Origin of the sequence: Streptomyces antimicrobicus (genome assembly GCF_020532625.1) — a bacterium.
Classification (GTDB): Bacteria; Actinomycetota; Actinomycetes; order Streptomycetales; family Streptomycetaceae; genus Streptomyces; species Streptomyces antimicrobicus.
In genome coordinates, this window is record NZ_JAJAUY010000161.1 from 1 (window position 1) to 13,394 (window position 13,394).

10 protein-coding genes are annotated in these 13,394 nt (G+C 75.8%); 5 read left to right on the top strand and 5 right to left on the bottom strand.

Annotation, left to right across the window (positions count from 1 at the left end; translation table 11 throughout):
• The 3 genes from LG632_RS26680 to LG632_RS26690 all read right to left on the bottom strand — a co-directional run.
• Positions 1 to 735: RNA ligase family protein (locus tag LG632_RS26680; protein ID WP_226730106.1), on the bottom strand; the 735-nt coding region annotated here is incomplete at its 3' end.
• A 165-nt stretch (positions 736 to 900) separates the two neighbouring features.
• Positions 901 to 2,181, bottom strand: a complete 1,281-nt coding sequence (locus LG632_RS26685; RefSeq protein WP_226730107.1) for a DUF418 domain-containing protein — start codon at positions 2,179 to 2,181, stop codon at positions 901 to 903.
• Positions 2,182 to 2,337: 156 nt separating this feature from the next.
• Entirely contained in the window at positions 2,338 to 2,688 is a 351-nt protein-coding gene (locus LG632_RS26690; RefSeq protein WP_226730108.1) for a hypothetical protein, read from the bottom strand.
• 232 nt (positions 2,689 to 2,920) lie between these two features.
• Between LG632_RS26690 and LG632_RS26695 the strand changes: the two genes are divergently transcribed.
• The 5 genes from LG632_RS26695 to LG632_RS26715 all read left to right on the top strand — a co-directional run bounded on the left by LG632_RS26695 (position 2,921) and on the right by LG632_RS26715 (position 11,009).
• Complete coding sequence (locus LG632_RS26695) at positions 2,921 to 3,982, top strand: class I SAM-dependent methyltransferase (RefSeq protein ID WP_308109246.1); 1,062 nt, start codon at positions 2,921 to 2,923, stop codon at positions 3,980 to 3,982.
• A 10-nt stretch (positions 3,983 to 3,992) separates the two neighbouring features.
• Positions 3,993 to 5,381, top strand: coding sequence for an SWIM zinc finger family protein (locus tag LG632_RS26700; RefSeq protein WP_226730109.1), 1,389 nt, complete (start codon positions 3,993 to 3,995; stop codon positions 5,379 to 5,381).
• On the top strand, positions 5,378 to 8,071 hold the full coding sequence (locus LG632_RS26705) for a DUF7824 domain-containing protein (RefSeq protein ID WP_226730110.1): 2,694 nt from the start codon (positions 5,378 to 5,380) through the stop codon (positions 8,069 to 8,071). The genes LG632_RS26700 and LG632_RS26705 overlap by 4 nt, the downstream gene beginning before the upstream one ends.
• 803 nt (positions 8,072 to 8,874) lie before the next feature.
• Positions 8,875 to 10,308 carry a S8 family peptidase gene (locus tag LG632_RS26710; RefSeq protein ID WP_226730111.1) on the top strand — a complete coding sequence of 478 codons (1,434 nt, stop codon included), beginning with the start codon at positions 8,875 to 8,877 and terminating at the stop codon, positions 10,306 to 10,308.
• Positions 10,309 to 10,352: 44 nt separating this feature from the next.
• Entirely contained in the window at positions 10,353 to 11,009 is a 657-nt protein-coding gene (locus LG632_RS26715; protein ID WP_226730112.1) for a transmembrane-type terpene cyclase, read from the top strand.
• Here LG632_RS26715 and LG632_RS26720 read toward each other — a convergent pair.
• Positions 10,959 to 12,209, bottom strand: a complete 1,251-nt coding sequence (locus LG632_RS26720; RefSeq protein WP_226730113.1) for a serine hydrolase domain-containing protein — start codon at positions 12,207 to 12,209, stop codon at positions 10,959 to 10,961. The genes LG632_RS26715 and LG632_RS26720 overlap by 51 nt on opposite strands.
• A 230-nt stretch (positions 12,210 to 12,439) precedes the next feature.
• Entirely contained in the window at positions 12,440 to 13,243 is an 804-nt protein-coding gene (locus LG632_RS26725; protein ID WP_226730114.1) for an ATP-grasp domain-containing protein, read from the bottom strand.
• Positions 13,244 to 13,394: the final 151 nt, after the last annotated feature.

Genomic DNA, 13,394 nt, shown 5'->3' on the forward strand with positions numbered 1-13,394 from the left:
CCGCCGCACGGACTCCGGCGCGACGTCGTCCCCGCCGCCCATGCCCACGGCGGCCAGCAGCCCGGCCGGGTCCGGCGCGGCACCGGACCGGACCGCCCACAGCGGCGCGGCGGGGCCGAGGCCGTTCTCGACGACGGCCGCGTACATCCAGTGCGTGTCCGTCTGCACGTGCCCGCCGCGCACCCACTTGGCCACGTGCCGGCCGAACGCCGCCCGCTCGAAGCCGGCCACGGTCCGTACGACGTAGCCCTCCTGCCGGGTGGTGTCCAACCGGAGTTTGCGCAGGGCGCGTTCGTCGAAGGTGCCGCGCCACAGCACCCGCGGGGCCGGTACGCCGAGCCGGTGCAGGAAGGCCACGGTGGCGTCCCAGTCCAGGCAGTGCTCGCCGTCCCACACCGAGAAGCCGTAGAACCAGCTGTCGAGGTCGTCGTAGGCGATCGAGTGCCGTGCGTACAGGTTCTCGCCGCACACCCGCCAGCCCTCGGGGATCCCGGCGCCGATCCGGCCCTGGAGGCCCTTCACCCAGGCCCGCGAGGGGTGGTGGCCGGAGTCCGGCGAGCGGGCGTGCAGGCCGTCGCGGTACAGCGTGGTGTTCTCGCCGTCGAGCTTCTCGGTGACGACGACCTCACGGCCGGCCAGCCCCGCCAGCCCCGCCGGCCCCGAGGCCCGCACGTCGTCCGGCGCCGCCCCCGGGGACCAGGGCAGGTGCGGGGTGCGGGGATAGTGGGTGCGCATGGCGGGGCTCCAGGGACGGGCGGCGGAATGCCCCGTCACCCTAGGTATCCGAAACGTCCGCTTCCACCGAATAACCCGCCCGCACCGCCGGCCCGGTTCAGGCCGTGGCCCCGGTCCGGCCGTGGCCCCGGTCCGGCCGTGGCCCCGGTCCGGCCCTGGCCCCGGTCAGGCCGTGCCGCGTCCGGGGCGGCCGTGCGTGGCCAGGCGCAGGAGGTGCTCGAGCGGGCCGCGGGCCATGGGGCGGCCGGCCAGGGCCCGTTGCCATGCCCACGCGCCGAGCAGCGCCGCCCCGGCGAACACCGCGAGGGCCGCAGTCGAGTGGACCCCGTACGCCGGGCCGGCCAGGACCAGGGCATGGGCGACGTACGCGCTCAGCGCCATCGCCCCGAGCGCGGTCAGCGGGCGGAGCAGCCGGGCCAGGGCGCCGCGGGACAGCAGCACGAACAGGCCGATCAGGGCGCAGCCGACGCCCGCGTTGCCGAGCGTCTCCAACGGGGTCTGGCTGTACGGGTCGGCGATCAGCAGCCAGTCCCACGACGTGCTGGGGATCGCCCCGAACTGCCGCCCCAGCACGGCCCGCAGCGGATCCGCCGCGCCCAGGGCCTCGGGGTGCCGCTCGGCGATCGTGGCGAGCAGCCGCTCCCGGCCGCCGCCCACCTCCACGGCGAGCCAGGCGGCGCCGTACGCGGCGACCGCGACGGCCGCGCCCCAGCCGGCCATCCGCCGGGCGACGTCCGGCCGGCCGAGGTCGCACAGCCGGCCGAGCGCCAGCCCGACCAGGACGTACGGCAGGTAGGTCAGCAGCGGGTACGCGCCCGACAGCAGCAACGCGTCCAGCACGCGCAGCGGCCCCCACCAGCCGGTCAGGTGGCCCGGCTCCGGCACGGCGCCGCGGCCGGACACCTCGTAGCCGAGGAGCGGGCCGAGCAGGAAGGACAGCAGCGGCCCGAGGACCGTGCTCGCGGCCGCGACGACGGTGAGCACCGGTGTGGACAGGCGGGTGAACGGCTCGGCGGCGAGGAAGTACAGGGCGAAGAAGGTCAGGATCACCAGGATGCCCGGCCAGAGCCCGGCCAGGGCCAGCCCGAGGGCGGCGAGGACGGCGCTGCGGACGAGGAGGGGGCGCAGGGTCCGCTCCGGGCCGCCCCGGCCGCTTCTGTCGCTCCGCCCGCTTCTGTCGCCCCGGCTGCTCCTGTCGCCCCGGCCGCTCGGCCCGGAGGGCTTCTGCCGCTGGGCCAGGGCCAGGGAGAAGCCGGCGAGGAGGGTGAAGACGGCCGGGGCCCGGCCGTCGGCCGCCATGACCAGGTGCCCGGCACCCGAGGGCTGCGGGTCGGGGCCCACGTGCACCGCGAACATGCCGAGCACGGCGAGCCCGCGCACGGCGTCCACCCCGGCCAGTCGCCCCCCGGCGGCCGGGACGGTCCGCGGGGCGGTGGGGCGGAGCATCGCTCTCCTCGTTCTCCTGGGGGCTGTCGCATGGACGGACCGGCAGTGCTGGGAGCACCGCCGGTCCGCACCCGGACGGTACCAAGAGCCGCGTAATCAGGTAATAAGCAGGTATAGCCCGGGCAAAGTCCGGGTCCCGGCGGTCGGCGGCGGCCTTCAGCGGAAGGTGTGCACCAGCTGGATCTCGCCGACGATGTGCGCGTTGAACAGGTCGAGTTCCTCGGCCGGCACCCACAGCTCCAGGATGGTCTCCCCGCCGGCCCGCTGGACCGGGTAGCGGCTCAGGAACACGCTGTCGACCTCGAAGCGGGTCACGTAACCGGAGCCGTCGTGCTTGACGTTCCAGTCCCGGGCGATCCGGATCGCGTAGTCCTCGTTCAGCACCGGGTAGAAGATCGGCTGCTCGGGCAGGCGCGGCGGCCACGCCCGCCAGCCCGACCGGCGGACCAGGTCGAGCTCGACGGGCCCGGTCGGGCGCCACAAGGTCGTCGTCGGGGGTCGGTTCATGCGGCCCGAGGCTACCGAGGCCGCCCGGACGCGATCACCTGGTTTTCCCTTGATCCGGAAGCCCGTTGCCGGTCGCAGGGCCGTGTCGGGGAGGCTGCTCGGCAGTTCTCGGCCAGGACCTCGTCCGAGCGGTAGCCGGGCGTGCTTCACGCGTGTAGATTCCCGATCACCACGGGGGATGTGGCCAGGTATCAACGGCGATTCCACGCCTTTTCCGGAGGATCAGCGCTCCATGTCGCAGGCACCCACCACCGCTCAGAACGCTCCCACCCGCCTTGAAGACGTCAAGGGGTGGTTCTGGGCCGTCGACCAGCTGTTGTTCGACTGGATCCTCACGCGCCAGAACGAGGATCCGGGGCAGGACGGCGGCGACCTGCTGGAGCTGGGCGCCTACCTCGGCAAGAGCGCGATCCTCCTCGGGCAGTACCTGCGGGACGGCGAGACGTTCACCGTCTGCGACCTCTTCGGCGCGCCCGCCCCGGACGACTCGAACACCGCCGAGACCACCTCGTCGTACGCGAACCTGACCCGTCGCGCCTTCGAGACGAACTACCTGGCCTTCCACGACGAGCTCCCGGTCGTCATCCAGGCCCCCACCTCGGTCGTGGCCACCGAGGTCAAGGCAGGTTCCTGCCGTTTCGTCCACATCGACGCCTCGCACCTGTACGAGCACGTGCACGGCGACATCGAGGCCTCCCGCAAGGTCGCGGCCCCCGGCGCGGTCGTCGTCTTCGACGACTACCGCTCCGAGCACTGCCCGGGCGTCGCGGCCGCGATCTGGGGCGCCGTCGCCACCGCCGGCCTGCACGTGCTCTGCGTGACCGGCAACAAGCTCTACGCGACCTGGGACGACCCGGCCCCGCTGCGCGAGGCGCTGCTGGCCTGGTTGGAGGGCCGTGACGACCTGTGGCACGGGGTCGAGCAGGTCGCCGGGGCGCCGCTGGTGCGCATCGGCGGCGAGAAGGCGACAGCTCCGGCCCTGCCGACGTCCCGCCCCCGCGGCCGCCCCCGCGGCCGCTCCCGCCGCCGCCGCGGCTCCGGCGCGCCCGGCCCCCTCGGCGCTGCGCAAGCTGGCCAAGGACCTGCTGCCGCCGATCATCGCCCGGGAGATCGCCAAGCAGCGCCGCCGCTGAGCGGGGCGGGGGCGGGGAAGAGACGGGCGGGGAAGGGCAGGCCGGGCTTCGGTCCGTTCCGGGCGGTCCGGGCGGCTCCGGGCGGGTCTCGGGCCGCTCCGGGCGGGTCTCGGGCGGCCGGTTGTCCACAGCCCAACCGCGTTGTCAGTGGCGGGTCCTAGCGTCTTGCCCATGACGCGATCCGTACAGGCATTGGCCTATGCCCGCCCTTCCGCCCTCACCGACGCCACCGGGGGACGGCACCTCGGCCTGGAGACCGCCGGGGGCACGACGCCGCTGGGCGCCGAGGCCCATCCGCAGTTCTTCGCCGGGTTCCTGACCTCTCCTCAGGTGGCGGCGCGCGGGCTGCTGGCGGTGGCCGACGTCGCCGCCGCCCGCTACCACCAGCGCACCCGCCCCGCCTCCTTGGACCCGGTGGTCACCGGCAACGGCGACCGGCTGCGGTTCGAGTCGTTCTCCGGCTGCTGCGGGGTGTACGCCCGGCTCGACGTGCTGCAGGAGGGCCTGGACGGCGCCGACACCGGCCACGGCACCACCAACGTCGACGTCAACAACCCGCTGCGCGAGGCGCTGTCGCGGCTCGCCGGGGACGATCCGCTGCACCTGCGGGTCGGCCCGGAGGAGATGGTCGTCAGCACCCTCGACGGGCCGGTCGTCGAGAAGAAGGTGCCGCTGCCCGACCGCTGGCTGCGCGGCTTCGCCGAGGCGCAGGTGGTCTCCGGGGGCTTCGACCTGCGGGCCGAGCTGCCCGCCGCCGAGGCGGTCCGGTTCCTGCGCGCCCTGCCCCGCACGGCCGACGCCGGAGGACGCGGCCCGATGTGGGTCGTGCCGGCCGGCCGCACCCTGCGCCCCACCACCCGGCCGGGGCCCGGCGCCGTCTGCCTGCCCGGCCCCGACCGGCTGGGCGCGCTCCAGCGGGTCCTGCGGCACGCCACCGCCCTGCGCGTCTACGGGCCCCCCGCGACCGACGGCGCGGCCACCGCCGCCGCCTGGGAGGTCGTCCTGCCCGGCATGCGGCTCACGCTGACCCTCTCCCCGGACCCGGCCCGCGGCTTCTCCGGCGAGGGCGGCGTCCTGGAGGCCCTGGCCACCGACGAGGCCGCGGCCGACGCCGACCTGGTCTCGGTGCTGCTGGCCTGGGAGCCGCGGATCGACCCCGCCGACCTCGCCGAGCAGTCCGGGCTGTCGGTGGCCCGGGTCCGCGCGGCCCTGGCCCGCCTCGGCACGGCGGGCCGCGTCGGCTACGACGTCGCCGACGCCGCCTACTTCCACCGCGAACTGCCCTACGACGCCGAGCGCGCCGAGCGGCACAACCCCCGCCTGGTCGCCGCCCGCGCCCTGCTGGCCGAGGGCGCGGTCCACCTGGACGGCACGACCGCCGGGACGGCCACGGTCCTCTCCGGGGAGCGCCGCTACCAGGTCCGCGAGGCCTCCGGCGGGGTCCTGAGCTGCACCTGCACCTGGTGGGCCGACTACCGGGGCCGCCGAGGCCCCTGCAAGCACGCACTCGCCGTCCGGATGGCGAAGCGGAACCTGATCGCCGCTGGAGGCACCCGATGACGACCACGACCACCGCCGGAAGCCACCAGGACGCCGCCGTGCGGCACGTCCTCGACGCGGTCCGCGCCGGCCGCGACCACGAACTGCCCGGCCTCGTCGGGCCGTTGGACCCGCCGGCCCGCCGTGCCCTGCTGGCCGAGCTCAAGGCGCTGCGCGCCGAGGCCCGCGGCTGGGAGTGGGACCGCTGGCGCGAGCGCGACGCGCTGCGCGCCGGACTGCTCGTCGCCGGCGCAGCCTGCCACACCGGCGCCGCGGCGGCCGCCGCCTGGATCGGCGCCCGTGACCTGCGCCGTTGGCCGGGCCTGCCCACCGACCTGCTGCTCGACGTACTCGCCGACCGCGACCCGGCCTGGCTCGGCGACGTGGCCCGGCGACTGGCCGACCGCGCCGCCACGGCCGCGGACGACTACGCCTTCATCTCCGGACTGCTGCGGATCTCCGGCGGTCCGGTGCCGACCACGGACGCCTTCGTGCACGGCTGGGTCGACTCGAAGGGCATCACGCTCGACCTGCACGACGACCCCTACGCACCCGAGCTGGTGCCGCGCCTGTTCGAGACCGCGGAGCCCGCCCCCGCCCTCCTGTGGCGGGCCGAGCCGGACAACCCGGAGCACTGGCCGTCCGGGCTGGTCTCCCTCGCCGAGGCGGGCGTCGTCGAGCGCCGGACGCTGGTCGACGGCTGCACGGCGCGGCTGCTGCGCGGCGGGCGCCCCCAGCAGCTCTCGTTCTACCTCGTCCTGCTCCGGCGGCTGGAGCTGACCGCCGCGGAGGAACAGGAGCGGGCCGCCGACTGGATCGCCATGGCCGCCGACGGCCCGGCGCCGGTGGCCGGCCACGCCCAGGAGGTCCTGGCCCGGCTGGCGCTCGCCGGGGCGCTGACCGCCGGTCAGCTCGCGGAGATGTCGTCCCTGGTGCTCTTCCGGCCGGAGAAGAAGTTCGTCCGCGCCCAGCTCGTGCTGCTGGGCAAGGTCCTGAGGCGTGACCCCGACGCCCGCCATGAGCTGCTGCCCGCCGTCGCCGGTGCCTTCGGTCACGAGGACACCGCGCTCCAGGAGCGGGCCCTGAAGCTGGTCGCCGCGCACCTGAAGCCGCAGGACGAGGCACTGCGCGAGGAACTGGCCGACCAGGCCCGCGCACTGAGCCCGGTGCACCGGCCGCTGGCCGTGACGGTGCTCGGTGCGGGCGCCGCCGGCGACCCGGGCGAGGCCGACCTCCCGTACGAGGAGCTGCTTCCGCACGTCCCGGTCCGGCGACGGCTCGGCGCCACCCCGTCGGTCGCCGAGACCGTCGAACTCGTCGTCGCCGTGGGCAAGGCCCGGACGCCGGACCTCACCGAGTTCGAGCGGGCGCTCGACGGCCTCGTACGGCATGCCCGCCTGCACCGGGCGGAACTGGCCGAGGCGCTGCGGCCGGCGCTGGCCGGCCGCTGGTGGATCGGGTCCGAGGCGCACGCGGGGCGACGGCCGGCCGGCCTGGACGTGGTCGCCGCCGCCGTGCTGGGCCTGGCCCACCCCTCCGACCTGCGGATCGACCGGCAGCGGCCGAGCGGTCACCACCACCGCGACTGCGTGCACGAGGCGCTGGGCCGCGTGCTCGACGGCCGGCTGCGCGAGGCCGGGCAGCGGATCCTGGAGGACCCGCTGCCGTTCCTGCTCGCCACCCCGAGCTGGGACACCGGAAGCCTGGAGCCGGACGAACTGACCGCGCGACTGGCGCAGTACCGGCAGGTGGGGGTCCGGCCCGCGCCGCACGACTTCGCGCAGGCGCTGCTGCGGGTGCGCCGGGATCCGGCCGCCGCGGCGGCGGCCGCCGCGCTGGACACCTCCGAGGGACGGCGGCTCGCGCGGTGGCTCGGCTCGGACGGCGAGCCGGCCGCGGCGATACGGCGGGTGCGCGAGCCGGGCGAGCGGGCCGTCCACTGGTGGGAGCGGGCGGGCCAGGCGGTGCGGCGGATCGTCGTCGAGACCGGCGATCGCCTGCTGCTGCAAAGGGAGTTCCCGGCGGCCTTCCACCCGCTGGGCCGACCGCAGCGCGAGCAGACCCGCTGCTACCACTGGACGGGCGAGGCCCCGCTGCGCTGGGCGGTGCTGCCGGAGGACCGCGAGACCCAGGCGGCCTGGATGCTGCCCGCCCTGACCGGCTGCGCCGTGACCGAGGAGCGGGGCGCCGCCGCGGAACTGCCGCGGCTGGCCGAACTGGGCGGGCCGGCCGGCCCGGCGCTGCACCTGGCGGTCGCCACCGGGCTGGGTGCCCGGCACGGCGAGGACCGCCTGTCGGCGGTCGACGCGCTGCTGCTCCTGGCGGCGCGCGGCGAGCTCGACGCGCCGCGGCTCGGTCGCGACCTGGCCGAACTGCTGAGCCTGGGCACGGTGAAGCCGACCCGGCTGGCCGACGCCCTGCGCACGGCCGCCTCCACCGGCGCCTACGCCACCACCTGGGCGGTCCTGGCGGAGGCCCTGCCCACCCTGCTGGAGGACCCAGCCGCCCACCGCGGGACGGGCGAACTGCTGTCCGTGGCGGCCGACTGCGTCGAGCGGACCGGCGCCACCGGCCCGCTCCCGCCCGGCCTCGCCGACCTGGCCACCCGCCGCGGCACCACCCAACTCCTCACCCAGGCCGCCCGCTTGCACACGGCCCTGACCCCACCGCCCCCCACCACCGACCCCGAGATACGCGGGACCGCAGCCTGACGGAGCCTCATCACCCCAGCGGCCGCCCGGCCTTGTTCCGACCGACACCCTGCCCTCGGGGGCGCGGCGGGGGCGGTGACCGGGCCGGGCCGGGGGCGGGGGCTCCGCGAGGCGGGACCGGGTGATGGCCGTCAGGCCCGGTCCGGGGGCGGCCGGGGGTGGCTGTCATGTCTGGTCCGAGGGCGGGCGCGGGGTGGCCGTCGTGCCAGGTTCGAGGCGTGGGCCGAGGCGGCCGTCGTGCTCGGTCCATGAGCGTACCGGTAGCGGCCGTGCCCGCTGGTCGCCGTCGTGTCGGGTCCCTGGGTTGGCCCGGGTGGCTGTGTGCCCGGTTCGTGGGCAGCGCGGTGGTGGCCGTGCCTGGTGGTTGCCGTCGTCCCTCCGGTCCCCGGGCGGGCCCCGGGGGTGGGTCGGGCGGTGGTCGTCAGCGGGGTCCATGGGCGGGCCCGGGGGTGGCTGTGCCCGGTGGTTGCCGTCGTGTCGGGTCCCTGGGTGGGCCCGGGTGGCTGTGTGCCCGGTTCGTGGGCAGCGCGGTGGTGGCCGTGCCCGGTGGTCGTCATCGTGGCCCGTCCACGGGCGTTCCGGCGTTGGCCGGGCGGTGGTCGTCAGGCCCGGTTCACGGGCGGGACGGGGTGGCCGTAGGCACGGGAGACGGGTCGAGGCCGGTTGCGGCCTGGCGTGGTCCCTTGCCTCCTCCCGGGAGGGACGGGGCTCTTGTGCGGCAGCGGTGGGCCCGGCACCCTGGCGCGCGGACGTAGTACGACCCACCCCACACACGGTCGACGAAAGGTCCAGGTGCATCAGGCATGACTCCACGGAACGAACGCGCCGCGGCGCGAGGGACCGTCCGCACCCGGCGGCGCGGCTCACGGCTGCTCGTCCCGGCCCTGCTCGCGGGGCTGGCGGCGGGGCTGCTCGCCGGTCCGGCCCCCGCCGCGGCGGCGGCCGGGTCCGCCGCTCCCGACGCCCCGGGCGGCTGGATCGTCGTGCTGAAGGAGCCCGGCCGGACCGGCGCGGCCGCCGCGGCCCCGGCGGACACCGCCCGGGACCTCCTCGGCCGGTTATCCGGCAGCCGGCTCGGGCACGTCTACGCCTCCGCGCTGCGCGGCTTCTCGGCCCGGATGGGCCGGGCCCAGGCCCAGCGGCTGGCCGCCGATCCCCGGGTGGCGTACGTGGAGCCGGACACGCCGGTGCACCTCGGCGAGCGAGCCGGAAGCGCGGGCACCGCGGGCCCTGCGGGCACCGCCGGCACCGCGGCCACGCCGGGCACCGCAGGTACCGGGGTCCCCGCAGGCACCGCGGCCACGCCGGGCACTGCGGGCACCGCCGGCACTGCCGGCGCCGCGGGCCCTGCAGGCACGGCCGGCACCGCCGGCCCCGCAGGCACGGCGGCCACGCAGCCCGGCGCGCCGTGGGGCCTGGACCGGATCGACCAGCGCCGGCTGCCGCTGTCGACCACGTACACGTACCGCACCACCGCGCCCGGGGTCCGGGTGTACGTCATCGACACCGGTCTGCGCACCACGCACACGGAGTTCGGCGGCCGGGCCTCGGTCGGCGTGGACACCGTGGGCGACGGGCGCGGCGGCCAGGACTGCAACGGCCACGGCACCCACGTGGGCGCGATCGCCGCCGGGACCACCTACGGGGTCGCCAAGCAGGCCCGGCCGGTGGCGGTGCGGGTGCTCGACTGCACCGGCTCCGGCACCACGTCGGCGGTGATCGCGGGGGTGGACTGGGTCACCGCGCACGCGGTGAAACCGGCCGTCGCCACCATGAGCATCGGCGGCGCCGCCAGCACCGCGCTCGACGCCGCCGTCCGTTCCTCCATAGCCTCCGGTGTGACCTACACGGTCGCGGCCGGCAGCGCCGCCCAGTCGGGCGGTGCCTGCGCCACCTCGCCCTCCCGGGTGGCCGAGGCCGTCACCGTCGGCGCCACCGACCGGACCGACCGCAAGGCCTCCTCCTCCAACTACGGCGCCTGCGTGTCGCTGTTCGCCCCGGGCGTCGGCATCCCGTCGGCCTGGCACACCGGTGACGCGGCGACCGCGACGCTCAGCGGCACCTCGCCGGCCACCGCCCACGCCGCCGGTGCGGCCGCCCTGCACCTGGCCTTCCGCCCGGCGGACACCCCCGCCCAGGTCAAGCAGGCCCTGGTCGCCAACGCCACGACGGGCGTTCTCCAGGGCGACCCGCCACCCACCCCGAACAAGCTGCTGTACACCCTCTACCTGCCCTGATCCCCCCACCCCGACCGACGGCCGCAAGCACAGGAACGGACCGCATGGAGACCCTCCTCACCCTCGTCAGCGGAGTCGCCTGGACGCTCGTCTACGTCGAGTCGATCCGGGTCGGCCTCACCCAGCGGACGTACGCGATGCCGGTCGTCGCCCTCGCCCTCAACTTCGCCTGGGAGTCCATCTACTCCGTACGGAGCCTGGGCGAGGGCCTGTCGGTCCAGGGGGTCGTCAACCTCGTCTGGGCGCTGGCCGACGTCGTGATCGTCTACACGTTCCTGCGCTTCGGCCGCGCCGAGTTCCCGGGGTTCGTGACGAAGGCCCGGTTCGCGGTCGGAACCGCGGGCGTCTTCGGCGCGGCGTACGCGATCCAGCTGCTGTTCCTCGCCGAGTTCGGCGGCCACGACGCCGTCCGCTACGCCGCGTTCCTGCAGAACCTGCTGATGTCGGGCCTGTTCGTGGCGATGCTGCTGTCCCGCCGGGGGCCCCGGGGCCAGAGCCTCACCATCGCCGTCGCCAAATGGCTGGGCACCCTGGCCCCCACGCTGCTCTTCGGCGTGCTGGAGCACTCGTCGTTCATCCTGGGCCTGGGCATCCTCTGCTCGGTCCTCGACCTGACCTACATCGGCCTCCTGGCGGCCTTCCGGCGCGGGTCAGCGGGTGGCCGAGGCGGGGACCGGGAGGTTGAAGACGTGCTCCGGTGAGACGATCTTGGTGATGGCCTCGCCGAACAGCGTGCTCGGCTCGATCACCTTGTCGTAGAGGATGTCCGTGTTGAGCATGACGACCACGGTGGCGTCCGGGCCCGGCAGGTAGATCGTCAGGGTCTCGTAGCCGGGCAGGGAGCCGTTGTGGCCGATCCACCCCTGGATGTCGAAGATGCCGAGGCCGTAGCCCGCGCCCTGGACGCCGGTCGGTTCGGTCCTGAGCCGCTGTGCCTGGGTGGCCGGTTCGAGCAGGGTGCCCGTGGCCACGGTCCTGGCCCAGGAGCGCAGGTCGGGCAGGTTCGAGATCATCGCGCCGGCGGCCCAGGCCCAGGAGGGGTCCCAGTCCGTACTGACGGCCACCTTCCCGCTCACGGTCTCGTCCGTGTAGCCCTGCGGGTGCGGCTGCGGGAACTCCCCTCCGGTCGGGAACAGCGTCTGGCGCAGCCCCGCCGGGTCCAGCACGTGCCGCTGGATGTACTCGTGCAGCGGCAGCCCGCCCACCTTCTCCACGACCAGACCGATCAGGATCAAGTTGGTGTTGGAGTAGGAGAACTTCGCGCCCGGCTGGAACTGGATCGGGTGCTTGAAGGCGTAGTCGAGGAGTTGCTGCGGTGTGAAGCGCTTGTTCGGTTCGGTCTCCAAGGCCTTGACGAAGCCGTCGTCCTCGGAGTAGTTGAACAGGCCGCTGCGCATGCCGGCGAGGTTGCGCAGGGTGATGCGGTCGCCGTTCGGTACCCCGGCGACGTACTTGGAGATCGGGTCGTCCAGGCCCAGCTTGCCCTGGTCGACCAGCTCCAGCATCGCCGTGACCGTGAAGGTCTTGGTCTCGCTGCCGATGCGCACGTACATGTCGGTCGTCATCTTCTGGCCCGTGGCCTTGTCCGCGACCCCGAAAGCGCGGAGGTACTGGCCCTTGCCGGGCGCCGACACCGAGACGGCGACACCGGGGACGTTCGCCTTCTTCAGGACCTCTTGGATCGCCTGGTCCAGCTGCCGGGTCACCTCCGGGGTCAGCCGGGCGAAGTCGGAGTCGTCGGCGCGGGCCGATTGCGTGGGCGTCGGGACGGGCGTCGGACCGGGGGCCGCCTGGACCGGGGAGAGCCCGGCCAGCGGCGGTACGGCCAGCAGCCCGGCGGCGGACCACGCCACCCAGGTGCGGCGCAGCCGGCGGCGGGAAGGCGTACGCGAGCACGTCACGGCGGGCCTCCTGTCACACGCGACACGGGACACGGCTCCGGTCAACCAGCGTAGGCAAGGGCGGACGGGGCCGCACGGCGAGCCCCGCCCGCCCGCGCGCTCGCACGGGCCCGGGCACCGCACGGCGAGCCCCGCCCGCCTCGCCCGGTCCCACCCGCCTCGCCCGGTCCCACCCGCCCCGCGCGGTCCCGGGCGCCGAGGTCCGCAGCCTGGGCCGGACGGTTCGGCGGCTACGCGCCCCGCCGCAGTGCCAGCTCCGCCAGGGCCTCGGGCGCGCCCGGCTGCTCGCGGATGCCGGGGAAGGCGTTGACGTCCACGATCAGGGGCGTGCCGCCGCCGGTGTCGATGACGTCGACCCCGTACACGTCGAGGGCGAAGACCTCACCGACCCGGTGCACCAGGTCCGCCCAGCCGGGCGGCAGGTCGGTGACGGCCAGGGGCCGGGCGGCGGACGGTCCGTCGCCGGGGGCGAGTTCGGACCGGCGCAGCGCCGCGAACAGCCGGTCGCCGACCGCCCAGAGCTTGTGGTCCCAGCCGTTGTTGGGGGCGAAGTCCTGGACCACGACCGGCTCCTGGGGGTGCGCGGCGGCGAGCGCGTGCAGGGCGTCGGTGTCGTCCACCCGCGCCACCACGTCCTGCTTGCGGTTGTGCCGGCTCTTGACCACGAGCGGGCCGCGCGGCGGCGCCGCCGCGGAGGCGGCGGCCAGGTCGCGCAGGGTGGCGAAGGTGCGGGTCGGGGCGAAGGGCAGGCCGGCGGCCAGAGCGGTGTCGGCCATGGCGGTGCGGTCCTGGCACCGGGCGGTCGCCCAGGCCGAGTTGACCACGGTCGCGCCCTGCCGCTCGGCGTCCCGGGCCAGGGCGACGGCGCGCGGGGCGCCCGACTTGAGGAGGTACACGTCGGCGAGCGGAGCCGGTACGCGCGTCAGCCGGTCCGGGTCCAGCGGTCGTACGTCGTGCGCGCGGCCGCCGAGCAGGGCAGCCGTGGCGGCCAGCACCGGGTGGTCGGGGCGGGAGGTGATGAGCCCTATCCTCATGCGCTCTCGCCCCCGCGGCCGGCGCCGGGCGCGAGCACGGGGTCCACGCCGTACGGTCCCGACCGGGGCGCCGAGGCCCAGGCGGGGCCCGCGGCCGGGGCTTCGCCGGCGGGCGCGGGCGCACGTACAGGCGCGGGTACCGGTGCGGGCA

Bases quoted from the DNA above. Each gene is read 5' to 3' on its own strand.
- LG632_RS26685 (WP_226730107.1), bottom strand. From the start codon at position 2,181: ATGCTCCGCCCCACCGCCCCGCGGACCGTCCCGGCCGCCGGGGGGCGA.
- LG632_RS26690 (WP_226730108.1), bottom strand. From the start codon at position 2,688: ATGAACCGACCCCCGACGACGACCTTGTGGCGCCCGACCGGGCCCGTC.
- LG632_RS26695 (WP_308109246.1), top strand. From the start codon at position 2,921: ATGTCGCAGGCACCCACCACCGCTCAGAACGCTCCCACCCGCCTTGAA.
- LG632_RS26700 (WP_226730109.1), top strand. From the start codon at position 3,993: ATGACGCGATCCGTACAGGCATTGGCCTATGCCCGCCCTTCCGCCCTC.
- LG632_RS26705 (WP_226730110.1), top strand. From the start codon at position 5,378: ATGACGACCACGACCACCGCCGGAAGCCACCAGGACGCCGCCGTGCGG.
- LG632_RS26710 (WP_226730111.1), top strand. From the start codon at position 8,875: ATGACTCCACGGAACGAACGCGCCGCGGCGCGAGGGACCGTCCGCACC.
- LG632_RS26715 (WP_226730112.1), top strand. From the start codon at position 10,353: ATGGAGACCCTCCTCACCCTCGTCAGCGGAGTCGCCTGGACGCTCGTC.
- LG632_RS26725 (WP_226730114.1), bottom strand. From the start codon at position 13,243: ATGAGGATAGGGCTCATCACCTCCCGCCCCGACCACCCGGTGCTGGCC.